The 25,108-nt window shown below is 69.6% G+C and carries 17 protein-coding genes and 1 pseudogene; 15 read left to right on the top strand and 3 right to left on the bottom strand.

The window, feature by feature from the left end; genetic code table 11:
- The first annotated feature begins 179 nt into the window (after positions 1 to 179).
- The 4 genes from metH to AB0D49_RS10700 all read left to right on the top strand — a co-directional run bounded on the left by metH (position 180) and on the right by AB0D49_RS10700 (position 8,498).
- Positions 180 to 3,695, top strand: a complete 3,516-nt coding sequence (metH, locus tag AB0D49_RS10715) for a methionine synthase (RefSeq protein ID WP_362754137.1) — start codon at positions 180 to 182, stop codon at positions 3,693 to 3,695.
- A gap of 365 nt (positions 3,696 to 4,060) precedes the next feature.
- Positions 4,061 to 4,756, top strand: coding sequence for an HAD family phosphatase (locus AB0D49_RS10710; RefSeq protein WP_362754134.1), 696 nt, complete (start codon positions 4,061 to 4,063; stop codon positions 4,754 to 4,756).
- Between the two features lie 496 nt (positions 4,757 to 5,252).
- Entirely contained in the window at positions 5,253 to 6,857 is a 1,605-nt protein-coding gene (locus AB0D49_RS10705; RefSeq protein ID WP_362754131.1) for an ABC transporter substrate-binding protein, read from the top strand.
- 60 nt (positions 6,858 to 6,917) lie between these two features.
- Entirely contained in the window at positions 6,918 to 8,498 is a 1,581-nt protein-coding gene (locus AB0D49_RS10700) for an ABC transporter substrate-binding protein (protein WP_362754128.1), read from the top strand.
- A gap of 173 nt (positions 8,499 to 8,671) precedes the next feature.
- Here AB0D49_RS10700 and AB0D49_RS10695 read toward each other — a convergent pair whose 3' ends face one another.
- Entirely contained in the window at positions 8,672 to 9,343 is a 672-nt protein-coding gene (locus AB0D49_RS10695; protein WP_085572980.1) for a response regulator transcription factor, read from the bottom strand.
- A 459-nt stretch (positions 9,344 to 9,802) separates the two neighbouring features.
- Positions 9,803 to 10,729, bottom strand: a pseudogene (locus AB0D49_RS10690) (RecB family exonuclease); the annotation flags it as partial.
- 173 nt (positions 10,730 to 10,902) lie between these two features.
- Between AB0D49_RS10690 and AB0D49_RS10685 the strand changes: the two are divergent.
- The 9 genes from AB0D49_RS10685 to prcA all read left to right on the top strand — a co-directional run bounded on the left by AB0D49_RS10685 (position 10,903) and on the right by prcA (position 21,013).
- Positions 10,903 to 12,420, top strand: a complete 1,518-nt coding sequence (locus AB0D49_RS10685; protein WP_362754123.1) for a site-2 protease family protein — start codon at positions 10,903 to 10,905, stop codon at positions 12,418 to 12,420.
- Between the two features lie 67 nt (positions 12,421 to 12,487).
- On the top strand, positions 12,488 to 13,393 hold the full coding sequence (locus AB0D49_RS10680) for a tRNA (adenine-N1)-methyltransferase (protein WP_362754120.1): 906 nt from the start codon (positions 12,488 to 12,490) through the stop codon (positions 13,391 to 13,393).
- Positions 13,394 to 13,636: 243 nt separating this feature from the next.
- Complete coding sequence (locus AB0D49_RS10675; RefSeq protein WP_362754117.1) at positions 13,637 to 14,218, top strand: hypothetical protein; 582 nt, start codon at positions 13,637 to 13,639, stop codon at positions 14,216 to 14,218.
- A 567-nt stretch (positions 14,219 to 14,785) separates the two neighbouring features.
- Positions 14,786 to 16,552, top strand: a complete 1,767-nt coding sequence (gene arc / locus AB0D49_RS10670; protein WP_362754114.1) for a proteasome ATPase — start codon at positions 14,786 to 14,788, stop codon at positions 16,550 to 16,552.
- Between the two features lie 228 nt (positions 16,553 to 16,780).
- Positions 16,781 to 18,292, top strand: coding sequence for a depupylase/deamidase Dop (gene dop, locus AB0D49_RS10665; RefSeq protein WP_362754111.1), 1,512 nt, complete (start codon positions 16,781 to 16,783; stop codon positions 18,290 to 18,292).
- Between the two features lie 189 nt (positions 18,293 to 18,481).
- Positions 18,482 to 18,700, top strand: coding sequence for a ubiquitin-like protein Pup (locus AB0D49_RS10660; RefSeq protein WP_362754107.1), 219 nt, complete (start codon positions 18,482 to 18,484; stop codon positions 18,698 to 18,700).
- 50 nt (positions 18,701 to 18,750) lie between these two features.
- The gene (locus tag AB0D49_RS10655) at positions 18,751 to 19,356 is read left to right on the top strand and encodes an endonuclease VII domain-containing protein (RefSeq protein WP_362754104.1); all 606 of its coding nucleotides are present in this window, start codon (positions 18,751 to 18,753) and stop codon (positions 19,354 to 19,356) included.
- Positions 19,308 to 20,153, top strand: a complete 846-nt coding sequence (prcB, locus tag AB0D49_RS10650; RefSeq protein ID WP_362754101.1) for a proteasome subunit beta — start codon at positions 19,308 to 19,310, stop codon at positions 20,151 to 20,153. Before AB0D49_RS10655 ends, prcB begins: the two co-directional genes overlap by 49 nt.
- Before the next feature lie 62 nt (positions 20,154 to 20,215).
- On the top strand, positions 20,216 to 21,013 hold the full coding sequence (gene prcA / locus AB0D49_RS10645; RefSeq protein ID WP_362754098.1) for a proteasome subunit alpha: 798 nt from the start codon (positions 20,216 to 20,218) through the stop codon (positions 21,011 to 21,013).
- Between the two features lie 71 nt (positions 21,014 to 21,084).
- Here the strand turns inward: prcA and AB0D49_RS10640 are convergent, their stop codons facing one another.
- Positions 21,085 to 22,188, bottom strand: a complete 1,104-nt coding sequence (locus AB0D49_RS10640; RefSeq protein WP_362754095.1) for a LacI family DNA-binding transcriptional regulator — start codon at positions 22,186 to 22,188, stop codon at positions 21,085 to 21,087.
- 115 nt (positions 22,189 to 22,303) lie between these two features.
- On the opposite strand from AB0D49_RS10640, the gene AB0D49_RS10635 reads away from it, so the two are divergent.
- Positions 22,304 to 23,563, top strand: coding sequence for an MFS transporter (locus AB0D49_RS10635; RefSeq protein ID WP_362754092.1), 1,260 nt, complete (start codon positions 22,304 to 22,306; stop codon positions 23,561 to 23,563).
- Between the two features lie 9 nt (positions 23,564 to 23,572).
- Entirely contained in the window at positions 23,573 to 24,934 is a 1,362-nt protein-coding gene (gene pafA, locus AB0D49_RS10630) for a Pup--protein ligase (protein ID WP_362754089.1), read from the top strand.
- Positions 24,935 to 25,108: the final 174 nt, after the last annotated feature.

The following is a 25,108-nucleotide window of genomic DNA, read 5'->3' as shown; positions in this document are numbered from 1 at the left end:
CGTACTCCGGCCGGACGCCCGATCGAGCGTCCGTCCCGTGGACGTGCTGACGATAAGCCCTGACGCCCGGCTACCCTGGGCGGCGTGCGTCCCAGGACCGGGAGGCGCCCGGCGCCCGCCGAGCGCATCCTGACCGGGACGCAAAGCCGACAGCCGTCGCATCCGAGGGAGCCCACTCCATGGCCTTCGTGCCGCCGACCCCTTCCGCCGACCCCCGGACCCGTGTGTCCGCGCTCCGAGAGGCGCTCGCCACCCGTGTGGTGGTCGCCGACGGCGCCATGGGCACCATGCTCCAGGCGCAGGACCCCACCCTGGACGACTTCCAGCAGCTCGAAGGCTGCAACGAGGTCCTCAACGTCACCCGCCCGGACATCGTCCGCTCGGTCCACACCGAGTACTTCGCCGCGGGCGTCGACTGCGTCGAGACCAACACCTTCGGCGCCAACCTCTCCGCACTCGGCGAGTACGACATCCCCGAGCGCGTCTTCGAACTCTCCGAGGCCGGCGCCCGGATCGCCCGTGAGACCGCCGACGCCTTCACCGCCGACACCGGACGCCAGCGCTGGGTCCTCGGCTCCATGGGCCCCGGCACCAAGCTGCCGACCCTCGGCCACACCACCTTCACCGCGATCCGCGACGCCTACCAGCAGAACGCCGAGGGCCTCCTCGCGGGCGGCGCCGACGCCCTGCTCGTGGAGACCACCCAGGACCTCCTCCAGACCAAGGCGTCCGTGATCGCCGCCCGCCGCGCCATGGCCGCCGCCGGGTACGACGTACCGCTGATCGTCTCCGTCACCGTCGAGACCACCGGCACCATGCTCCTCGGCTCCGAGATCGGCGCCGCGCTCACCGCGCTGGAGCCGCTCGGCATCGACATGATCGGCCTGAACTGCGCCACCGGCCCCGCCGAGATGAGCGAGCACCTGCGCTTCCTCGCCCGGCACTCCCGCATCCCGCTGTCCTGTATGCCCAACGCCGGACTCCCCGTCCTCACCTCCGACGGCGCCCACTACCCGCTGACCGCCCCGGAGCTGGCCGACGCCCAGGAGAACTTCGTACGGGACTACGGGCTGTCCCTGGTCGGCGGCTGCTGCGGCACCACGCCCGAGCATCTGCGCCAGGTCGTCGAGCGGGTCCGCGAACTGACCCCCGCCGAGCGCAGCCCCCGCCCCGAGCCCGGCGCCGCCTCCCTCTACCAGTCCGTCCCGTTCCGCCAGGACACCTCCTACCTGGCCATCGGCGAGCGCACCAACGCCAACGGCTCCAAGAAGTTCCGCGAGGCCATGCTGGAGGCCCGCTGGGACGACTGCGTGGAGCTGGCCCGCGAACAGATCCGCGAGGGCGCCCACCTCCTCGACCTGTGTGTCGACTACGTCGGCCGGGACGGCGTCGCCGACATGGAGGAACTCGCCGGCCGCTTCGCCACCGCCTCCACTCTGCCGATCGTGCTGGACTCCACCGAGGTCGACGTCATCCGGGCGGGCCTGCAAAAGCTCGGCGGACGCGCGGTCATCAACTCCGTCAACTACGAGGACGGCGACGGCCCCGAGTCACGGTTCGCCAAGGTCACCGCGCTCGCCCAGGAGCACGGCGCCGCACTGATCGCGCTCACCATCGACGAGGAGGGCCAGGCCCGCACCCCGGAGAAGAAGGTCGAGATCGCCGAACGGCTGATCGACGACCTCACCGGCAACTGGGGCATCCTGGAACCCGACATCCTCATCGACACCCTCACCTTCACCATCTGCACCGGCCAGGAGGAGTCCCGGGGCGACGGCATCGCCACCATCAAGGCCATCCGCGAACTCAAGCGCCGCCACCCCGACGTCCAGACCACCCTCGGCCTGTCCAACATCTCCTTCGGCCTCAACCCGGCCGCCCGTATCCTCCTGAACTCCGTCTTCCTCGACGAATGCGTCAAGGCGGGCCTGGACTCGGCGATCGTGCACGCCTCCAAGATCCTGCCCATCGCCCGCTTCAGCGAGGAGGAGGTCACCACCGCCCTCGACCTGATCTACGACCGCCGCGCCGAGGGCTACGACCCGCTCCAGAAGCTGATGGCCCTGTTCGAGGGCGCCACCGCCAAGTCCCTCAAGGCGGGCAAGGCCGAGGAACTCGCCGCCCTGCCCCTCCAGGAGCGCCTCAAGCGCCGCATCATCGACGGCGAGCGCAACGGCCTGGAGGCCGACCTCGACGAGGCCCTGACGACGACCAGCGCCCTGGACATCGTCAACAAGATCCTCCTCGACGGCATGAAGGTGGTCGGCGAACTGTTCGGCTCCGGCCAGATGCAGCTGCCGTTCGTCCTCCAGTCCGCCGAGGTGATGAAGACCGCCGTCGCCCATCTCGAACCGCACATGGAGAAGACCGACGAGGCCGGCAAGGGCACCATCGTGCTCGCCACCGTCCGCGGCGACGTCCACGACATCGGCAAGAACCTCGTCGACATCATCCTCTCCAACAACGGCTACAACGTGGTCAACCTGGGCATCAAGCAGCCCGTCTCCGCGATCCTCGACGCCGCCGCCGAGCACCGCGCCGACGTCATCGGCATGTCCGGGCTCCTGGTGAAATCCACGGTGATCATGAAGGAGAACCTGGAGGAGCTGAACGCCCGCGGCATGGCCGCCGACTACCCCGTCATCCTCGGCGGCGCCGCCCTCACCCGCGCCTACGTCGAACAGGACCTCCACGAGATCTACCAGGGCGAGGTCCGCTACGCCCGGGACGCCTTCGAGGGCCTGCGCCTGATGGACGCCCTCATCGGCGTCAAGCGCGGAGTGCCCGGCGCCGTTCTGCCCGAGCTGAAGCAGCGCCGGGTGCGGCCCGCCGCCACCGCGGTCACCGAGGAGCGGCCCGAGGAGGGCCATGTCCGCTCCGACGTCTCCACCACCAACCCGGTCCCCGCACCGCCGTTCCGCGGCACCCGCGTCATCAAGGGCATCCAGCTCAAGGAGTACGCCTCCTGGCTGGACGAGGGCGCCCTCTTCAAGGGCCAGTGGGGCCTCAAGCAGGCCCGCACCGGCGAGGGACCGACGTACGAGGAACTCGTGGAGACCGAGGGCCGCCCCCGGCTGCGCGGGCTCCTGGACCGCCTCCAGACCGAGAACCTCCTCGAAGCCGCCGTCGTCTACGGCTACTTCCCCTGTGTCTCCAAGGACGACGACCTGATCGTCCTGGACGACGACGGCAACGAACGCACCCGCTTCACCTTCCCCCGCCAGCGCCGGGGCCGCCGCCTGTGCCTCGCCGACTTCTTCCGCCCCGAGGAGTCCGGCGAGATCGACGTCGTCGGCTTCCAGGTCGTCACCGTCGGCTCCCGCATCGGCGAGGAGACCGCCCGGCTCTTCGAGGCCGACGCCTACCGCGACTACCTCGAACTCCACGGCCTCTCCGTCCAGCTCGCCGAGGCCCTCGCCGAGTACTGGCACGCCCGGGTCCGCTCCGAACTCGGCTTCGCCGGGGAGGACCCGGCCGACATCGAGGACATGTTCGCCCTCAAGTACCGGGGCGCCCGCTTCTCCCTCGGCTACGGCGCCTGCCCCGACCTGGAGGACCGGGCGAAGATCGCCGACCTGCTGGAACCCGGACGCATCGGCGTCGAACTGTCCGAGGAGTTCCAGCTCCACCCCGAACAGTCCACGGACGCCATCGTCATCCACCACCCGGAGGCGAAGTACTTCAACGCCCGCTGACCCCTGCGGGGCTTGACCAGGGTTGTCTGGTGGGGTTGGGAAGAGGCCGGGGCGGGCTGCCGCGCGGTGGGGCGCCCCGGTGTAGTGCTGGGCGTGGGCTGTGCTCGCGCAGGGCGTCGGGCCGTCGAACCCGCCGGTGACCATGGCAACGCAGGACCAGCTATCTCAGGGGCGCTGGGGGTACCCCCTCTGGGGGAGGAACTGCGCGAATACCCCCCACGGCCCCGCACCCGACACCCGGCCCGCACTACCCCCCACCACCTCACCCGACACTCTGATCGAACCCGACGTACACTTATCGGTCCACGCCAGGCCGGTTCCCCGCGCGGGAACCGGCCTGGTCGTCCCTCAAGGAGGTACGCCGGATGACGACCACCGTCCCCGCACTCGGCACCCGTACGGCCGAAGGCTCCGGCCTCCAGGCCGTGCTCCTCGACATGGACGGAACCCTGGTGGACACCGAGGGCTTCTGGTGGGACGTCGAGGTCGAGGTCTTCGCCGGCCTCGGTCACGCCCTCGACGACTCCTGGCGCCATGTCGTGGTCGGCGGCCCGATGACCCGCAGCGCCGGGTTCCTCATCGAGGCCACCGGCGCCGACATCGCGCTGGCCGACCTCAGCGCGCTGCTCAACCAGGGCTTCGAGGACCGGATCGACCGCGCCCTGCCGCTGATGCCCGGCGCCGCCCGGCTGCTCGCCGAACTGGCCGCGCACCGCGTCCCCACGGCCCTGGTCTCCGCCTCGCACCGGCGCATCATCGACCGGGTGCTCACCTCGCTCGGCCCCCAGCACTTCACGCTCACCGTCGCCGGGGACGAGGTCTCCCGCACCAAGCCCTACCCCGACCCGTATCTCTTCGCGGCGTCCGGTCTCGGCGTGGACCCGGCGCGCTGCGCGGTCGTCGAGGACACCGCGACCGGCGTCGCCGCCGCCGAGGCGGCCGGCTGCCAGGTCATCGCCGTACCGTCCGTGGCGCCCATCGCACCGGCCGCCCGGCGGACGGTCGTGAACTCCCTGGAAGAGGTGAACCTCGCTTTTCTGCACGGTGTGATGGCGGCCTGAGACAACTCGCCGAAAGAGCCCTCGATGACAGAAATGCGTCACCTGTTCACCCAGCGTGCGGAGAGCCCAGCGGAACGGAATTCCAGAACGTTCTTGCAGTAACCCGCTAGGCTCCCGCCGGGAGAATTCTTCTCGCCCCGATGACCGAATTCAGGCACCCTCACCCCCGATTGGCGATGTGACGTTCACCACGTCATCGGGGGTCGACAGGGGTGAACGCATGTGCTTTCCGCCCCGATTTCGGCTCCGTTACCGCGCAGTTGCCGCACCGTTGTGTCCCGATTGGCGAAATGCCGCACGAATCCTTCCGCTGGCGGGTTTTCAGTGCGTCCGCGACCGGTTCCGCAGCGTGATGAGCACTCAACTCCGGTGACCGTGAACGCCGGTGCGGGCGCCGACTAATCTCATCGCCAGACCCTCGACCTCACCCCCGTCATCCACCACGACACCCCTGTGTGTGCGATGCCCGGACCCGAAGCCCTGGAGAAACCCGAGCATGAACCGCAAGATTCTCGTGCTGCCGGCCGTGGCCGGTCTGCTCGTCCCGGCGCTCGCCGCCTGTGGAGGGTCGGACGGCGCCGGCGACGGGGGCGACGCGATCGTCACGGGTACCACCGACCGGTTCATCGCCACCAAGGACGCCCCCGCGCCCCTGGACCCCGCGTACTCCTACGACGTCGGCAGCTGGAACGTGCTGCGCCAGACCGTCCAGACGCTGATGGTCCAGCCGCGCGGCGAGGGCGAACCGGTCCCCGAGGCCGCCGAGAGCTGCACCTTCACCGACAGCGGCAACGAACGCTATGTCTGCAAGCTCCGCAAGGACCTCAAGTTCTCCAACGGCGACAAGGTCACCGCCGAGGACGTCAAGTACTCCATCGACCGGGCCCTCGCCATCAAGGCCGACAGCGGTGTCTTCGCCCTGCTCTCCACCATCGACACCGTGGAGACCTCCGGCGACCGCGAGGTGATCTTCCACCTCAAGTCCGCCGACGCCACGTTCCCGTACAAGCTGTCCACGCCCGTCGCCGGCATCGTCAACCCCGACGACTACACCAAGAGCAAGCTCCGCGACGGCTTCGACATCTCCGGCTCCGGGCCCTACCGCATCCAGCCCAAGGTCGAGGGCGGCGAGATGGTCTCCGCCGTGTTCACCCGGAACCCGCACTACAAGGGCTCCCTCACGGTCAGCAACGACAAGGTCGAGATCCGCCCCTTCAAGGACCCCGACGCCATGGGCGCCGCCCTCGACAAGGGCGACATCGACGTCATGACCCGCTCCATGACGCCCGAGCAGATCCAGAAGCTCTCCGACAGCGCCGACGGCTCCGTCGAACTCGTCGAGATCCAGGGCCTGGAGATCCGCTACCTCGGCTTCGACACCGACGCCCCGACCGTCCGCGACAAGGCCGTCCGCCAGGCCATGGCCCAGCTCATCAACCGCGGCAGCCTGGTCTCCGAGGTCTACGGCACCCAGGCCGAGCCGCTCTACTCGCTCGTCCCGGCCGCCGTCACCGGCCACTCCAACTCGTTCTTCAACAGGTACGGCGACCCCAGCGTCGACAAGGCCAAGGACCTGCTCGCCGACGCGGGCGTCAGCACCCCGGTCCGGCTGACCCTGAACTACACCACCGACCACTACGGCGCCGCCACCAAGCAGGAGTTCGAGGTGCTCCAGAAGCAGCTCAACGACAGCGGCCTGTTCGACGTCAGCATCAAGGGCACCGCCTGGGACACCTTCGTCCACGCCGAACGCAAGGGCGAGTACGAGGTCTACGGCATGGGCTGGTTCCCCGACTTCCCCGACGCCGACAACTTCCTCGCCCCGTTCCTGGACAAGGACAACTTCCTCAAGCTGCCCTACGCCAACACCCGCATCCGCGGCTCCCTCATCCCGGACTCCCGCCGCGAGGCCGACCGGATCTCCGCGTCCGACGCGCTCACCGAGATCCAGGACATCGTCGCCGAGGACGTCCCCCTGATCCCCCTCTGGCAGGGCAAGCAGTACGTCGCCGCCCGCGACGACATCACCGGCACCGCCTACGCCGTCAACTCCTCCTCCACGCTCCAGCTGTGGGAGCTGAACCGCGGTGTCGGTGGCTGACGCCCGCCCCACCGCGCCCGCCCCCAGGTCCGCATCCGAACGACGACAAGGCTCTCCCAGGTGAACAAGCGCAACCAGTGGCCCGTGCTGCCGCTCGTGGCCGGACTGGCCGGTGGCCTGCTGACCGGATGCGGGACCCAGACCGGCGGTTCCGGCGGCGACGGCGGCAATGTCGTCATCGGCATGTCCGACGACGTCCTCGCCACCGACCCCGCGTCCGGCTACGACCCCGGCTCATGGCTGCTGTTCAACAATGTCTTCCAGTCCCTGCTGAGCTTCCCCGAGGGCAGCACCGAGCCCCAGCCGGAAGCCGCCCGCAGCTGCGGCTTCAAGGACACCACCGCCAAGCTCTACGCCTGCACCCTGAAGCCCGACCTCAAGTTCTCCAGCGGCGACCCGCTCACCTCGAAGGACGTCAAGTACTCCTTCGACCGCCTGCTGAAGATCGACGACCCCGACGGCCCCGCCGTCATGTTCCCCACCCTCGACCGGGTGGAGACGCCGGATGAGGAAACGATTCTCTTCCATCTCAAGACCCCCGACGCCACCTTCCCCAGCAAGATCGCATCCGGCGCCGGCTCCATCGTCGACCACCGCTCCTACGACACCGACGGACTGCGCGAGGACGGCGAAGCCGTCGGCTCCGGCCCCTACAAGCTGGAGTCCTTCTCCGAGGACCAGGCCGTCTTCGCGGTCAACGAGCACTACACGGGCAGCGCCGAGGTCGCCAACGAGGGCGTCACCCTCCGCTTCTACCAGGGCGACCAGAAGCAGCTGAAGCAGGCCCTCTCCGCGGGCGACGTCGACGTCGCCTACCGCGGACTCAGCGCCGGGGACATCGCCGACATCGAACGCACCTCCGACGGCACCGGCACCGAAGTCGTCGAAGGCAGCAGCGCCGAAGTCCAGCACCTCGTCTTCAACATGGACGACCCGGTCACCGGACAGCTCGGCGTCCGCCGCGCCATCGCCTACCTCCTCGACCGCGAAGCCCTGGTCCAGAAGGTCTACCAGGGCACCGCCACCCCCCTGTACTCGATCATCCCGGCGGGCATCGGCGGCCACAACACCGCCTTCTTCGACACCTACGGCGCCAGCCCCTCCAAGGCCAAGGCCGAAGAGGCGCTCACCGCCGACGGCATCACCGAAAAGGTCCGCCTCACCCTCTGGTCCACGCCCTCCCGCTACGGCCCCGCCACCGACCAGGAACTCAAGGCGATAGCCGACCAGCTCAACGCCAGCGGCCTGTTCGACGCCGACGTCCGGTCCGTCCCCTTCGACCAGTACGAGAAGGACATCGCCGACGGCAAGTACGGCGTCTACGTCAAGGGCTGGGTGCCGGACTACCCCGACCCCGACAACTTCACCGCCCCGTTCTTCGGCGACGGCAACGTCCTCGACAACAACTACACCAACGACACCATCACCGGCACGCTCATCCCGCGCACCGCCGCCGAGAGCGACCGCACCGCCACCGACGCCGACTACGACCGCCTCCAGGACCTCGTCGCCGAAGAGGTCCCCATGATCCCGGTCTGGCAGGCCAAGCAGTACGCGGTCGTCCGCGACGGCGTCTACGGCCTGGAGTACTGCCTCGACGCGTCCACCGTGTTCCGGTTCTGGGAGATCAGCAAGGGCTGACACCAGCGACCGGCCCGGCAGCACCGGTACGAACACGCGGCGCGGGGCACCCCTCCTGGAAGGGGACGCCCCGCGCCGCTGTTCCGTACCGGCCGTACGACCCGCGTACGGCTCGCACAGGGCCCGCGTACGGCTCGCACAGGGCCCGCGTGAGGCACGCTGGGGCCCGCGCCCTACTGGGCGCCCGGCCGCACCAGCCCGCTCTCGTACGCGTACACCGCCGCCTGCACCCGGTCCCGCAGCCCCAGCTTGGTCAGCACATGCCCCACATGCGTCTTGACCGTGGTCTCGCTGACGAACAGATCCGCCGCGATCTCCGCGTTGGACAGCCCCCGCGCGACCAGCTTCAGCACCTCCACCTCACGGTCCGTGAGGGTGTGCAGCGTGTCCGGCACCGGCTCGTCACCCGACGGCAGATGCGTGGCGTACTTGTCCAGCAGACGGCGGGTGATGCTCGGCGCGAGCATCGCCTCCCCGGCCGCCACCACCCGGATCGCCTGCACCAGCTCATTGGCCGGCGCGTCCTTCAGCAGGAACCCGCTGGCCCCCGCCTTCAACGCCTCCACCACGTACTCGTCGAGATCGAACGTGGTCAGCACCAGCACCTTCGCCGGACCGTCCCGCTCCGGGCCGGTGATCTGCCGGGTCGCCTCCACCCCGTCCATCCGCGGCATCCGGATGTCCATCAGCACCACATCGGGCTGGAGGGCACGCACCTGGTCGAGCGCCTGGAGGCCGTCCCCGGCCTCGCCCACGACCGCGATGTCCTGCTCGGCCTCCAGAATCATCCGGAAACCCGTGCGCAGCAGCGGTTGGTCGTCGACCAGTAGGACACGGATGGCCACGTCACTCTCCTTCGTTCGTCCCGCCCATTCTGCCCTGCGCACCCGCCCCGACCGGGGCCGCCCGCACCGGCACCACGACGTCTGCGGCGCGGATCACATCGCGGGGGAGGGAGAGAGGGAGGGGGAGGAGGGGGCGGGTGAGGATTCGGGGGAGGGGGAGGAAGGCGCACCGTAGGGCGAGCCCGCCGCGCCGGGGGATGTGCCGGAGGCGAGCCCTTCCGCCGAGCCGGGCGCGGGCGCGGGCCCGTCCACCGTGCCGGGAGATGCGCCAGGCGCGGGCGGCGGCTCGACCTCCCCGGCGTCAGCGCGGGACTCGGGTGCCGCCGCCTCCCCGGAGTCGGCGCGGGACTCGGGTGCCGCCGCGTCCCCGGCGTCGGCGCCGGACTCAGATCCCGCCGCGTCCCCGGCGTCCATGCCAGCCGCAGGGGATGAGCCCCCCGCCCCCGCCCCCGTCACCGTCACTGGCAACGGATACGGCGGAGGCGTCCCCCCGAACTCCGGGCACACCGCCCGGTGGTCGCACCACCCGCACAGCTTGGTCTGCCGGGGCCGCCAGTCACCGCTCTCCGTCGCCCGCCGGATCGCCTCCCACAGCGCCAGCAGCTTGCGCTCCACCCGCTCCAGATCGGCCAGCACCGGGTCGTACGTCAGCACGTCCCCACTGCCCAGGTACACCAGCTGGAGCCGCCGCGGCACGATGCCCTTCAGCCGCCACACCACCAGCGCGTAGAACTTCATCTGGAACAGCGCGCCCTCCGCGTACTCCGGGCGGGGCGCCTTGCCCGTCTTGTAGTCGACGATCCGGACCTCGCCCGTGGGCGCCACGTCCACCCGGTCGATGATCCCGCGCAGCCGCAGCCCCGACTCCAGCTCCGCCTCCACGAACAGCTCCCGCTCGGCGGGCTCCAGCCGCGTCGGGTCCTCCAGCGCGAACCACCGCTCCACCAGCTGCTCCGCCTCGCCCAGCCAGCGCGCCAGCCGGTCGCCCCCCGGATCGTCAGCGAACAGCTCGGCCAGCTCCGGACGGCTCTCCCGCAACCGGTCCCACTGCCCCGGAACCAGCGCCTTCGCCCGCGGCGCCGTACGCTCCCCGGCCGGGGCGTCGAACAACCGCTCCAGCACCGCGTGCACCAGCGTCCCGCGGGTCGCGGCCTCCGACGGCTTCTCCGGCAGCCGGTCGATCACCCGGAACCGGTACAGCAGCGGGCACTGCATGAAATCACCGGCCCGCGACGGCGACAGCGACGCCGGAGCTATGACGACCGGCCCGACGGGCCGCGCCGCCGCCCCGGCCGCACCCTCCGTCACCACGCCCGACCCGGGCGCCACCGCCTCCGCCGTACCGCCCCCGGGCACCAGGGCCTCGCCCCCGCCGCTGCTCTCCATGCCACAGACCTTACGGCCCGCCACTGACAGTGACCCACCCGCGTTCGTAACAGGAGGGACGGGAGAGGAAACTGGTGGGGTGCCGGGGCGTACCGCGCCCGCACGGCCACATACCATCGACCCATACCCTTCCGCCCGGCAGGAGCGGAAGACGCGTCGAACGAGGGGACAGCGTGGACGAGAGCGGCGGGACCCGGCAGCCGCGGTCGGAGAACGACGAGCCGACCGAGCGCCCCACGGCGCCCACGGCCACGCCCGGGAACGGCGCCGCACCGGCGGAAGCCCCCCGGGACGCGGGCGACGCACGGGACACCGGACAGCCCCGGGACCCGCAGGACGCCGAGAACGCCGGGGACGCCGGGGACGCCGGGGACATCGAGCACGCGGCGCCCGACCACCCGGAACCCGGCCCCCAGCCCCCACCCCCGGCCACCACCCTCCACAAACCCCCACCCACCCCCGACCCCCACGACTCGCACCCCGACCGCGCCCACGCCCACTCCGACCTGCCCAGGACCCAGCCCCCGCAGCGCCCCCGGGAACCCGGCGGCGGCCTGCTCATGGGCCGCCCCTTCGGCGTCCCCGTGTACGTCGCGCCCAGCTGGTTCGTCGTCGCCGCACTGATCACCTGGGTCTTCGGCGGACAGCTCGACCGCGTCCTGCCCGAGCTGGGCGCCGCCCGCTACCTGGTCGCCCTGTTCTTCGCCGTCGCCTTCTACGCCTCCGTCCTCGTCCACGAACTCGCCCACACGGTCGCCGCACTCCGCTTCAAACTGCCCGTGCGCCGCATCCAGCTCCAGTTCTTCGGCGGAGTCTCCGAGATCGAGAAGGAAGCCGAGACCCCCGGCCGGGAATTCGTCCTCGCCTTCGTCGGCCCCCTGCTCTCCCTCGTCCTCGGCGGCGTCTTCTACCTCGCCATGCAAGTCGTCGAACCCGGCACCGTCCCCGGCGTCCTCCTGGCCGGCCTCATGGTCTCCAACCTCATCGTCGCCGCCTTCAACCTCCTGCCCGGCCTCCCCCTCGACGGCGGCCGGATGCTCCGCGCCGTCGTCTGGAAGCTCACCGGCCGCCCCATGAGCGGCACCGTCGCCGCCGCCTGGGTCGGCCGCGCCCTCGCCGTCTCCGTCCTGATCGGCCTGCCGCTGCTCACCCAGTCCGGCGTCCTCGGCACCAGCGCCGCCGACAACGTCGGCATGGACACCGTCATGGACGCCCTGCTCGCCGCGATCCTCGCCGCCATCATCTGGACCGGCGCCGGCAACAGCCTGCGCGTCGCCCGGCTCCGCGAGCACCTGCCCGAACTCCAGGCCCGCGCCCTCACCCGCCGCGCCGTCCCCGTACAGAGCGACACACCGCTCTCCGAGGCCCTGCGCCGCGCCAACACCGCCGGAGCCCGCGCCCTGGTCGTCGTCGACGGCGACGGCAACCCCGTCTCCCTGGTCCGCGAGGCCGCCATCGTCGGCGTCCCCGAACACCGCCGCCCCTGGGTCCCGGTCAGCGGACTCGCCCAGGACCTCACCGACGGCATGCGGGTCTCCGCCGAACTCGCCGGGGAAGACCTCCTCGAAGTCCTGCGCGCCACCCCCGCCACCGAGTACCTCGTCATCGAACAGACCGGCGAGATCTACGGCGTCCTGTCCGCCGCCGACGTCGAGCGCGCCTTCGTCAAAGCCATGGCCCGCCCCTCCTGACCCGCCCCCGCGCGGAGCCCCGTCCACCATGGTCGGCGGCCCCGCCGGGGGCCGGTAGGCTGTTCACATGTCCGAACCGACCGGTGCCGCCCGCAGGCGCGGGCCCTTCAAGGTCGGGGACCAGGTACAGCTGACCGACCCCAAGGGCCGCCACTACACGTTCACGCTCGAAGCCGGGAAGAACTTCCACACCCACAAGGGCTCCTTCCCGCACGACGAACTGATCGGCGCACCCGAGGGCAGCGTTGTCCGCACCACCGGAAACGTCGCCTACCTCGCGCTGCGCCCCCTGCTCCCCGACTACGTCCTGTCCATGCCCCGCGGGGCAGCCGTCGTCTACCCGAAGGACGCGGGGCAGATCCTCGCCTTCGCCGACATCTTCACCGGCGCACGCGTCGTGGAGGCAGGCGTCGGCTCCGGCTCGCTCAGCAGCTTCCTGCTCCGGGCCATCGGCGACCAGGGCATGCTGCACTCCTACGAGCGCCGCCCGGACTTCGCCGACATCGCCCGGCAGAACGTCGAGCGCTACTTCGGCGGCCCGCACCCCGCCTGGCAGCTCACCGTCGGCGACCTCCAGGACAACCTGTCCGACACCGAGGTCGACCGCGTCATCCTCGACATGCTCGCCCCCTGGGAATGCCTGGAGGCCGTCTCCAAGGCCCTCGTCCCCGGCGGCATCCTGTGCTGCTACGTCGCCACCACCACCCAGCTCGCCCGGACCGTCGAGTCCATCCGCGAGATCGGCTCCTTCAACGAGCCCACCGCCTGGGAATCGATGATCCGCAACTGGCACATCGAGGGTCTCGCCGTCCGCCCCGACCACCGCATGATCGGCCACACCGGCTTCCTGCTCACCGCCCGCCGCCTCGCCGACGGCGTCGAACCGCCCCTGCGCAGACGCCGCCCCGCCAAGGGCGCCTACGGTGACGACTACGCCGGCCCCAATGCCGACGGAGGCATGGCAGGCCGCTGAGCCCCACCGTCACCCCTCCAACGCCCCGGCGCCGCCGCCGAGTTCCCCCACCCACCGCGGAACTCGACGGCGGCGCCTCTCCATTCCCCCTCGATTCCCCGCCACCCCCACCAAACACCCCGGGACCCGACCGCCCGTCAGTTCCCGCGTGACAACCGCCGACCCCGCCGTTCCCCCCACCTGTGACGTGTGGCACCATGCAGGCCACCCCCACCGGCACAGCCCTCACAGGAGACACTCCTAGTGCAGCAATCCGCCGTTCCGGAACTGGCCCAGGCGCACGCACACACCCGCCCCATCCACTGGCTCGCCACCGCGACCGCCCTCGCCGGCGTCATCGCCCTCTCCTCCATGGCGCAGCCCGACGCCGCGACCGCCGCCCAGCCCGGCGACCGCGCACCCCGCCCCGCCCCCGCCGCCGCGCCCCCCTCCACCGAGGGCGTCGCCTTCCCGCTCGACTGCGGCCCCGTCGACGCCGTCGTCGAGCGGCGCGCCACCGGCGACCTGGACGGCGACGACCGCCCCGAGACGGTCGCCGTGGTCCACTGCGACGCCGCGATGAGCACACCCCCCGACGGCGTGTACGTCCTCACCCAGGGCCCCGCCGCCACCCGGCCCCGGATCGTCGCCACCCTCGTCGACCCCAAGGACCGCATCACGGTCCAGGACCTCGCGATCCGCGACGGATCGATTCAGGCCACTCTGCTGGGCTACTCCGCCTCCGATGTGCCCACCTGTTGCCCGGACGTCACCGAACATCCGACCTGGACCTGGAAGGACGGATCGTTCCTGCGCGCGGAGTCCGCAGGCGCCCGCAGCGTCTGAACCGCCCCGCGCGGAGGCCCGCCGGAGTCTTCCAGCGGATCCGCCACGAGCCCCCCAGGCGCCCCCCAAGCGCCCGCCCAGGGACCCGCGCGGCGACCCGCCCACCCGGTCATGAATCGATCACCATGAGTGATCAAACAACTTTGACGGCCCTCTCCCCGCGCCCCCGCACCAAGCTCGCCCACCCCCTCGGGACCCCCGACCCACCCCCGCGCGTCACCACTCTCCGTAACCACGCGCGGAACGGGCCCCCACACACACGACCCCCGCCCCCACCAAGATCCACACCCCGCCCGCACCGCCCCCCACCACCGCCCGAACCGCCCCGGCGCAGGCAGTCCCGCCCTCCGCGCGGGCAACTGCGGCCCCCCACGAAGGGTCTTGGCCACCCTCCCCTCGGAACAGGCGGCTTCTGAATAGCGTTGAGTGGGTATCCAGACCGCGTGAGGGAGAGCGCAGGGTGACCGACGACACACCTTGACAGTCTTTGTGATCTAGGGGTTTCAATCGACACCCACCCAGGTAGGGTCTGGAAGCGTCCAGCTCCCCTTGGAGGAGGTGAGGACCGTGGCAGCCCACGACGACGACATGAACCGCGGCATCCGCCCGGGACGCGGGTCCGACGACCCGGCAGGGCAGATTGCCTACCTTGAGCAGGAGATCGCCGTCCTGCGACGAAAGCTCGCCGACTCTCCGCGACACACGAGGATTCTCGAAGAGCGGATCGTCGAGCTGCAGACAAACCTGGCCGGCGTGTCCGCCCAGAACGAGCGACTCGCCAACACCCTCCGCGAGGCCCGCGACCAGATCGTGGCCCTCAAGGAGGAAGTCGACCGGCTCGCCCAGCCCCCGGCCGGCTTCGGTGTCTTCCTGCAAGCCAACGAGGACGGCACCGCCGACATCTTCACCGGAGGCCGCAAACTCCGCGTGAACGTCAGCCCCAGCGTCGAACTCGACGGGATGCGGCGCGGCCAGGAAGTCATGCTCAACGAAGCGCTCAACGTGGTCGAAGCCATGGCCTACGAGCGCGTCGGCGACATCGTCACCCTCAAAGAAATCCTCGAGGACGGCGAGCGCGCCCTGGTCACCGGCCACACCGACGAGGAACGAGTGGTACGGCTCGCCGAACCACTCCTGGACGTCACCATCCGCCCCGGCGACGCCCTCCTCCTCGAACCCCGCTCCGGCTACGTCTACGAAGTCGTCCCCAAGAGCGAGGTCGAAGAACTCGTCCTCGAAGAGGTCCCCGACATCGGCTACGAAGCCATCGGCGGCCTCGGCAACCAGATCGAGGCCATCCGCGACGCGGTCGAGCTGCCCTATCTCTACCCCGACCTGTTCAAGGAGCACGAACTGCGTCCCCCGAAGGGAGTCCTCCTCTACGGACCCCCCGGATGCGGCAAGACACTCATCGCCAAAGCCGTCGCCAACTCGCTGGCCAAAAAGGTCGCCGAAGTCACCGGCCAAGCCGCAGGCAAGAGCTTCTTCCTGAACATCAAGGGCCCCGAGCTGCTCAACAAATACGTCGGCGAGACCGAACGGCAGATCCGCCTGGTCTTCCAGCGAGCCCGCGAGAAGGCCAGCGAGGGCACCCCCGTCATCGTCTTCTTCGACGAGATGGAATCCCTCTTCCGCACCCGCGGCTCCGGCGTCAGCTCCGACGTCGAGAACACCATCGTCCCCCAGCTCCTCGCCGAGATCGACGGCGTCGAAGGCCTCGAGAACGTGGTCGTCATCGGCGCCTCCAACCGCGAGGACATGATCGACCCCGCCATCCTGCGCCCCGGCCGCCTCGATGTGAAAATCAAGATCGAACGCCCGGACGCCGAAGCCGCCAAGGACATCTTCGGCAAATACCTGACCGAACGCCTCCCCCTGCACGGCGACGACCTCGCCGAACACGGAGGCTCCAAGACCAGCACGGTCGACAGCATGATCCAGACGGCCGTGGAACACATGTACGCAGAATCCGAGGAAAACCGCTTCCTGGAAGTCACCTACGCCAACGGCGACAAAGAAGTCCTCTACTTCAAGGACTTCAATTCCGGCGCCATGATCGAAAACATCGTGGGCCGCGCCAAGAAAATGGCGATCAAGGACTTCCTGGAGCACAACCAGAAGGGCCTCCGCGTCTCCCACCTCCTCCAGGCATGCGTGGACGAGTTCAAGGAGAACGAAGACCTCCCCAACACCACCAACCCGGACGACTGGGCCCGCATCTCCGGAAAGAAGGGCGAGCGGATCGTCTACATCCGCACCCTGATCACCGGAAAGCAGGGCGCCGACACCGGCCGCTCCATCGACACGGTGGCGAACACCGGACAGTACCTGTAAAAGACAGGACGGCTGCGGGTCCCCACCGGGTACCCGCAGCCGCCTGTTTTTCAGGCCACGGTTGGAGCAGCCAATGACGCAAATGATCTCCCCACCAGTGCAAAGCCGTTCTAGGCTCTTCCGTACCGCCGGGTCGCGCAGTGCGGGGACGGGCACCGCACAGGCACCGGAGCACCAGCGGTACTTGAGCGGCCCCCACCTAGGGTGCCGCCGGGCAAGGAGGGCCGCATGACCGTACGGCGAGTAATGGGCATCGAGACGGAGTACGGAATCTCCGTCCCCGGCCACCCCAATGCCAATGCCATGCTCACCTCGTCCCAGATCGTCAACGCCTACGCAGCCGCGATGCACCGCGCCCGCCGGGCCCGCTGGGACTTCGAGGAAGAGAACCCGCTCCGCGACGCCCGCGGCTTCGACCTCGCCCGCGAATCAGCCGACGCCAGCCAGCTCACCGACGAGGACATCGGCCTCGCCAACGTCATCCTCACCAACGGAGCCCGGCTCTACGTCGACCACGCCCACCCCGAATACAGCGCCCCCGAAGTCACCAACCCCCGCGACGCCGTCCTCTGGGACAAAGCCGGCGAACGCATCATGGCCGAAGCCGCCGAACGCGCCGCCCAGCTCCCCGGCGCCCAGCCCATCCACCTCTACAAGAACAACACCGACAACAAAGGCGCCTCCTACGGCACCCACGAGAACTACCTGATGAAGCGGGAAACCCCCTTCTCGGACATCGTGCGCCACCTCACCCCCTTCTTCGTCTCCCGCCAGGTCTTCACCGGAGCCGGCCGCGTCGGCATCGGCCAGGACGGCCACGACCACGGCTTCCAGCTCAGCCAGCGCGCCGACTACTTCGAAGTCGAAGTCGGACTGGAGACAACCCTCAAACGGCCCATCATCAACACCCGGGACGAACCCCACGCCGACGCCGAGAAATACCGCCGCCTCCATGTCATCATCGGCGACGCCAACCTCTCCGAGATCTCCACCTACCTCAAACTCGGCACCACCGCACTCGTCCTCTCCATGATCGAGGACGGCTTCATCGCCGTCGACCTCGCCGTCGACCAGCCCGTACGCACCCTCCACCAGGTCTCCCACGACCCCACCCTGAAACGACTCGTCACCCTCCGCAGCGGACGCACCCTGACCGCCGTACAACTCCAGATGGAGTACTACGAGCTGTCCCGCAAATACGTCGAAGAACGCTACGGAGCCGACGCCGACGACCAGACCAGAGACGTCCTCACCCGCTGGGAGGACACCCTCAACCGTCTGGAGCACGACCCCATGAGCCTCTCCGGCGAACTGGACTGGGTCGCCAAACGCGAACTCATGGAGGGCTACCGGCGCCGCGACGGCCTCGACTGGGACGCCGCCCGCCTCCACCTCGTCGACCTCCAGTACGCCGACGTACGCCCCGAGAAGGGCCTCTACAACCGCCTCGTGGCCCGCGGACGCATCAAACGCCTCCTCGACGAGCCCGAGGTCGAACGCGCCAAGAGCAAACCCCCCGAGGACACCCGCGCCTACTTCCGCGGACGCTGCCTGGAGCAGTACGCCGACGACGTCGCCGCCGCGTCCTGGGACTCCGTGATCTTCGACCTGCCGGGCCGGGACTCCCTCCAGCGGGTCCCAACCCTCGAACCGCTTCGCGGAACGCGTAATCACGTCAAGGAGCTGCTCGACCGCTGCCGGACCGCGGAAGACCTGGTCAGAGTGCTTTCCGGCGGCTGACAGCGCCCTCGGGCGCACAGGGCCGACCGGGCGCGCCGGGTGGAAATCCGCGTGTCCGGGAATCATCGAGATGGTCCCCGAACGTTGGAAGAACTGCGGGGCCGTTGTCAGACCCGGCGAGTAGGGTCTGATCATGACCGATCGGCAGCAATGCCGAGATTGTCGGGCGAACCGAGCGGGGTGAGGGTGATGGCAGCCAAGGACACCGGCGGCGGACAGCAGAAGGCGACGCGCTCCACGGAGGAGGTCGAGGAGCAGGCGCAGGAAGCGCAGGCCTCGGAAGACCTCAAGGAGCGACACGAGAAGCTCAGCGACGACGTGGACTCCGTCCTGGACGAGATCGACGACGTACTCGAGGAGAACGCAGAGGATTTTGTGCGAAGTTTCGTGCAAAAAGGTGGAGAATAAAGGCTGACTGGCCACTCTGCCTTCGAATCGAAAATCACGGGGGAGTGGGCGTGGTCGCGGAGCCTGATGCGAAGCAGTGCAGGAAGTGCGGACGGGAACAGCCCCTCGCGGCCTTCGCGAAGGACCGGAACCGGCGGGACGGCCTGCAGGTGCACTGTCGGGAGTGCGTGGCGCGGTACAGCGCCGCGCACTACCGGCGCCGCCGGGAGGCGATGGGTGCGACCGTCCGGGAGCGGGTGGAGGTTCCGGACGGGCACAAGCTGTGCCGGACGTGCGGTGAGATCAAACCGCACAGCGACTGGCACCGGAACTCCACCGCCTCGGACGGTCTGGCGACCCGCTGCAAGTCCTGCAAGGCGGCCCAGGGCCGTGCCGGTCACCTCAAGCGTGCCTACGGCATCACCGAGGCCGAGCGCGATGCCATGGTCGCGTCTCAGGTGGGCGTATGTGTGATCTGCCTGAAGGCTCCTCCCGTTCATGTGGATCACTGCCACAAGACGGGTAGGGTCCGTGGCGTACTGTGCTTCAACTGCAATTCGGCCATCGGCAAGTTGGGAGACGATCCCGACGCTGTACGTCGGGCTGCCGCCTATCTGGAAGGAAACTCGTGGAAGCCAACACTCGTGGCACGGGGCGTCTACCAGCTGCCTTCCTGACGCCTGGGTCGTCCTCGTTCGTGGACTTCCTCTCGGACCACCAGCCGGAGCTGCTGCCGGGCAAGCGCACGCTGCCCCCCGTGCAGGGCGTGATCGAGGCGCCGCACGGGACGACGATCGTGGCGGTGACGTTCCCGGGTGGTGTGGTGCTCGCCGGTGACCGGCGGGCGACGATGGGGAACATGATCGCGCAGCGGGACATCGAGAAGGTGTTCCCGGCGGACGAGTACTCGGCGGTCGGGATCGCGGGCACGGCGGGTCTGGCCGTGGAGATGGTGAAGCTCTTCCAGCTGGAGCTGGAGCACTTCGAGAAGGTCGAGGGCGCCCAGCTGTCGCTGGAGGGCAAGGCGAACCGGTTGTCGACGATGATCCGGTCGAATCTGGGCATGGCGATGCAGGGGCTGGCCGTGGTGCCGCTGTTCGCGGGCTTCGATGTGGACCGGGGCAAGGGGCGGATCTTCTCGTACGACGTGACGGGTGGCCGTTCGGAGGAGCAGGGGTACGCGTCGACGGGTTCGGGTTCGATCTTCGCGCGGGGCGCGATGAAGAAGCTGTTCCGTGACGATCTGACCGAGGAGCAGGCGACCACGTTGGTGGTGCAGGCTCTGTATGACGCGGCTGACGACGATTCGGCGACCGGTGGTCCGGATGTCGCCCGTCGGATCTATCCGATCATCACGGTGATCACGGACGACGGTTTCCGCCGGTTGACCGAGGATGAGTCCTCGGTGATCGCCCGGTCGGTGCTGGAGCGGCGGCTGGAGCAGCCTGACGGTCCGCGGGCCGCGCTGCTGTAGCGGGCTGTGTCTGCTTGTGTCCAGGTGATCGTGTGACTTCCACAGAAAGGGACGGATAACCGGTGTCGACGCCGTTCTATGTCTCACCTCAGCAGGCGATGGCGGACCGGGCGGAGTACGCCCGTAAGGGCATCGCGCGGGGCCGCAGTCTGGTGGTGCTCCAGTACGCCGACGGCATCGTGTTCGTCGGTGAGAACCCGTCCCGTGCGCTGCACAAGTTCAGCGAGATCTATGACCGGATCGGTTTTGCCGCGGCCGGTAAGTACAACGAGTACGAGAATCTGCGGATCGGTGGTGTGCGGTACGCGGATCTGCGGGGCTACACGTACGACCGGGACGATGTGACGGCCCGGGGTCTGGCGAATGTGTACGCGCAGACGCTGGGGACGATCTTCTCCAGTACGGCGGAGAAGCCGTACGAGGTGGAGTTGGTGGTCGCGGAGGTCGGGGTGACGCCGGACGGGGATCAGATCTATCGGTTGCCGCATGACGGGTCGATCGTGGATGAGCACGGTTCGGTGGCGGTGGGTGGTAACGCGGAGCTGATCAGTACGTATCTGGATCAGCGGCATGAGGACGGGATGTCGCTGTCGCAGGCGTTGAAGCTGGCGGTGCAGGCGTTGTCGCGGGAGTCGAACGGGACGCAGCGGGAGATTCCGGCGGAGCGTCTTGAGGTGGCGGTGCTGGATCGGACGCGTCCGCAGCAGCGGAAGTTCAAGCGGATCACGGGTGGTCAGCTGGCGCGGCTGCTGGAGAACGGTTCGGCGGCGGAGGCGGCGGCGACGCAGGACGAGTCGGATGATGAGTCGGGCGAGTCGGGTTCTGGTGCCGGTGAGGGTGGGTCCGGCGGCGACGCGTGACGTCGTAGGGCGTGTGCCCGAGTGAGTTTCTGTGCCCCGGTCTGTTGGCCGGGGCACAGGTGTGTCCGGGCTCAGGTGCCCGTGCCCGTGTCGCCCTGCGGGTCTGACGGGTCTGCCGGGGGTGCTGTGGAGCCTCGGGGGACTAGGTGGACGGGGATGTCCCGGCCGTCGGGTTCGCGGCCGTCGAGGACGGCGAGGAGGGCGTGCATGCCGTGTTCGCCGAAGAGTTCGGCGTCGAGGCGGACGGTGGTGAGTTCGGGGTCGAGGGCGGTGGCGAGGGCGAGGTCGTCGAGGCCGGTGACGGAGAGGTCGTCGGGGATGGTGAGGCCGAGGCGGCGGGCGGCTTTGTAGACGCCTGCGGCGAGTTTGTCGTCGTCGCAGACGACGGCGGTGGGGCGGGGGCCGGGGGTGGTGAGGGCGGCGGTGGTGGCGTCGCGGGCGGCGTCGATGTCGATGGGGGCGTGGGTGGTGCGCAGGGTGGTGCCGGGGGTGGCGGCCAGTCGGGTGGTGAGTTCGCGGGCGCGGATGTCGAAGGTCCAGGAGGGGATGTCGGCGGCGAGGTGGAGGAGGTGGCGGTGGCCGAGGGTGGTGAGGTGGTCGGTGATCTGCCGGATGCCGTCGGCGATGTCGAGGTTGACGGTGGCGGCGCCGAGGCTGCCGTGGGGGTCGCTGTCGAGCATGACGAGGGGGAGTTGGTCGCCGCGGAGGGTGGTGAGGGCGTCGGCGGCCATGGAGGAGGCGAGGATGCCGTCGAGGGCGGCCTGTGCGGAGGCGAAGGGGTCGGGAATGGGGGTGGCCCGCCAGGGCCTTCCTTTGGGGGCGGTGGTGGGTGACGGGCGGGCGGGGCCGATGCCTTCGGGGGAGGGGTAGAGGACGACGCCGAAGCCGTGGCGGGCGGCGACGCGGGCGGCTCCGGTGTAGACGCCGGCGAAGAATTCGGTGGTGAGGGCGGGGACGACGAGGAGGACGGTGCGGGTGTGGCCGAGGCGGAGGTTGCGGGCGGCGAGGTTGGGGCGGTAGCCGAGGTCGCGGGCGGCGTCGCGGACGCGTTGGGCGGTGGGTGCGGAGACCCGGCCGCGCCATTTGTCGCCGAGGACGAGGGAGACGGCGGCCTGGGAGACGCCGGCGGCTTGGGCGACGTCGCGGCTGGTGGGGCGGGTGCTGCCGTGTGCCACCGTGCGGCTTCTCCTTCTGTGTGGATGTCCGGCTGTGTGGACGTCCGGTCAGCGCTCATGGTACGTATGACGGCGGACGTTATACGTAACACTTGAGCGTGGAGGGGCGTGCGCGGTGGCCACGGGGTATCTGGAGATCCTCAGGACGAGATACGCGGCCCGGCTGCTGGCGGGGACGCTGGTGGGGCGGTTGCCGAACGCGACGGCGGCCATCGCGATCGTGCTGTTCGTGCGCGCGGAGGGCGGTTCGTACAGTCTGGCGGGCGGTCTGGCGGCGGTGTACGGGGTGGCGAACGCGGTGGGGCAGCCGCTGCTGGGGCGGCTGGTGGATCTGCGGGGGCAGCCGCGGGTGCAGTTGCCGGCCGTGCTGGTGTCGGCGGCGTCGATGGCGGTGTTCGCGTTCGCGGGGATCGGGTCGCTGGGGGTGGCGTACGCGGCGGTGGCCGGGGCGGGGCTGTTCACGCCGCCGCTGGAGGGCGGGCTGCGGGCGCTGTGGCCGTCGGTGCTGCGCAAGGAGGGGCAGGTCCATACGGCGTACGCGATGGACGCGGTGGCGCAGGAGGTGATGTTCACCGTCGGGCCGCTGCTGGTGACGCTGTGTGTGTCGGTGTGGTCGGCGCAGGCGGCGCTGCTGGTGCTGAACGTGGTGGGGGTGCTGGGGGCGCTGTCGGTGGTGGTGTCGCGGCCGTCGCGGGAGTGGCGGTCGGCGCCGCGGGAGGCGCACTGGCTGGGCGCGCTGCGTTCGCGGGGGCTGCTGGCGCTGCTGGCGGCGTTTCTGTTCGTGGGGGTGGCGCTGGGGTCGATCACGGTGGCGGCGGTGTCGTACGCGGACGACCGGGGCGGCGATGTGGTGTACGGCTGGCTGATGGCGGGTCTTGGGCTGGGCGCGCTGGTGGGCGGGATGGTGTACGGGGCGCGGCAGTGGGCGGGGGCGCCGGAGCGGCGGTTGCGGGTGCTGGTGGCTTTGCTGGCGGTGTGTTATCTGCCGTTGCTGCTGGTGCCGGGGCCGGTGGCGATGACGGTGCTGACGGGGGTGGCGGGGGTGTTTCTGGCGCCGGCCATCGCGTGTGCGTTTGTGATCGTGGATCGGCATGCTCCGGCGGGGACGGTGACGGAGGCGTTCTCGTGGTTTGTGACGACGTTCACGGTGGGGGCGTCGGTGGGGACGGGGCTGGCGGGGCCGGTGGTGGAGTCGGGCGGGGCGCTGTGGGGGTTCGCGGTTCCGGCGGTGGCGGGGGCGGCGTCTTTGCTGGTCCTGCTGGCCACGGGGCGGGTGCTGGGGGTTCCGGTGCGTGGGGCGGTGATCGCGGCTTCCTCGGAAAATGATCAGAACCGGACCGTCGAACCCCGTTTCAGTTCTGGTGAACGGGCGTAATGTTCAGTCATGGACCGCCGCATTTTCGGGCTGGAGAACGAGTACGGCGTCACGTGCACGTTCAGGGGACAGCGGCGCCTGTCTCCTGACGAGGTGGCGCGGTACCTCTTCCGCCGTGTCGTGTCATGGGGCCGTAGCAGCAATGTTTTTCTGCGCAACGGCGCCCGGCTCTATCTCGACGTCGGATCACATCCGGAATACGCGACACCGGAATGTGACAACGTGATCGAACTGGTCACCCACGACAAGGCCGGCGAGCGCATTCTCGAAGGTCTTCTGGTGGACGCGGAACGACGCCTGCACGAGGAAGGAATCGCGGGCGACGTCTACCTCTTCAAGAACAACACCGACTCGGCGGGAAACTCCTACGGCTGCCACGAGAACTATCTGGTGGCGCGGCACGGGGAGTTCTCGCGACTCGCGGACATTCTGATTCCGTTCCTGGTGACGAGGCAGTTGCTGTGCGGCGCGGGCAAGGTGCTCCAGACGCCGCGGGGTGCGGTGTACTGCGTCAGTCAGCGGGCCGAGCACATCTGGGAGGGCGTGTCGTCCGCGACGACCCGTTCCCGTCCCATCATCAACACCCGTGACGAGCCGCACGCGGACGCCGAGCGTTATCGGCGGCTGCATGTGATCGTGGGTGACTCGAACATGTCCGAGACGACGATGCTGCTGAAGGTCGGCGCGACCGATCTGGTGCTGCGCATGATCGAGGCGGGCACGGTGATGCGGGATCTCACGCTGGAGAACCCGATCCGGGCGATCCGCGAGGTGAGCCATGACATCACGGGCCGCCGCAAGGTGCGGCTGGCCAGCGGCCGGGAGGCGTCCGCGCTGGAGGTGCAGCGGGAGTACTACGAGAAGGCCGTGGACTTCTGTGAGCGCCGCGGTATCCGCACGGGCACGGTCGAGCAGGTGCTGGAGCTGTGGGGCCGTACGCTCGACGCGATCGAGGCGGAGGATCTGGACCGGATCGGTACCGAGATCGACTGGGTGATGAAGTACAAGCTCATCGAGCGGTACCGGGCGAAGAACAACATGACGATGTCGCATCCGCGGGTCGCGCAGATAGACCTCGCGTATCACGACATCCACCGGCGCAGGGGGCTCTACTACCTGCTGGAGCGCAAGGGCCAGGCCGCGCGGATCTGCAACGACTTGAAGATCTTCGAGGGCAAGTCGGTGCCGCCGCAGACGACTCGGGCGCGGTTGCGCGGGGACTTCATCCGGCGGGCGCAGGAGCAGCGCCGGGACTTCACGGTGGACTGGGTCCATCTGAAGCTCAACGACCAGGCACAGCGCACCGTGTTGTGCAAGGACCCGTTCCGCTCGGTGGACGACCGGGTGGAGAAGCTGATCGCGGGGATGTGATCGCGGGCATGTGACCGCCGCAGGATGACCCCGGGGGCGTGCGGGATGTGACTCCCGGGAAAAGAGTGTTCCGTTCCGGTCGATCGCCGGAACGCCACACGGGCGCCGTACGTTCTTCGTGCGGCGCCCTTCTCACGCCGTAGAGTTGCGCGCACGCCCACTACAAGATCGATT

The sequence above is a fragment of the Streptomyces sp. NPDC048290 genome, from assembly GCF_040652095.1.
GTDB lineage: Bacteria > Actinomycetota > Actinomycetes > Streptomycetales > Streptomycetaceae > Streptomyces.
Note: the sequence above shows the minus strand (reverse complement) of the source record. Positions and strands in the feature narration are given on the sequence as shown.

What these genes read in the sequence shown, in the direction of transcription:
- AB0D49_RS10705 (WP_362754131.1), top strand. Translation starts at nt 5,253, where the DNA reads ATGAACCGCAAGATTCTCGTGCTGCCGGCCGTGGCCGGTCTGCTCGTC.
- AB0D49_RS10710 (WP_362754134.1), top strand. Translation starts at nt 4,061, where the DNA reads ATGACGACCACCGTCCCCGCACTCGGCACCCGTACGGCCGAAGGCTCC.
- AB0D49_RS10660 (WP_362754107.1), top strand. Translation starts at nt 18,482, where the DNA reads ATGGCAGCCAAGGACACCGGCGGCGGACAGCAGAAGGCGACGCGCTCC.
- metH (WP_362754137.1), top strand. Translation starts at nt 180, where the DNA reads ATGGCCTTCGTGCCGCCGACCCCTTCCGCCGACCCCCGGACCCGTGTG.
- dop (WP_362754111.1), top strand. Translation starts at nt 16,781, where the DNA reads ATGACCGTACGGCGAGTAATGGGCATCGAGACGGAGTACGGAATCTCC.
- AB0D49_RS10680 (WP_362754120.1), top strand. Translation starts at nt 12,488, where the DNA reads ATGTCCGAACCGACCGGTGCCGCCCGCAGGCGCGGGCCCTTCAAGGTC.
- pafA (WP_362754089.1), top strand. Translation starts at nt 23,573, where the DNA reads ATGGACCGCCGCATTTTCGGGCTGGAGAACGAGTACGGCGTCACGTGC.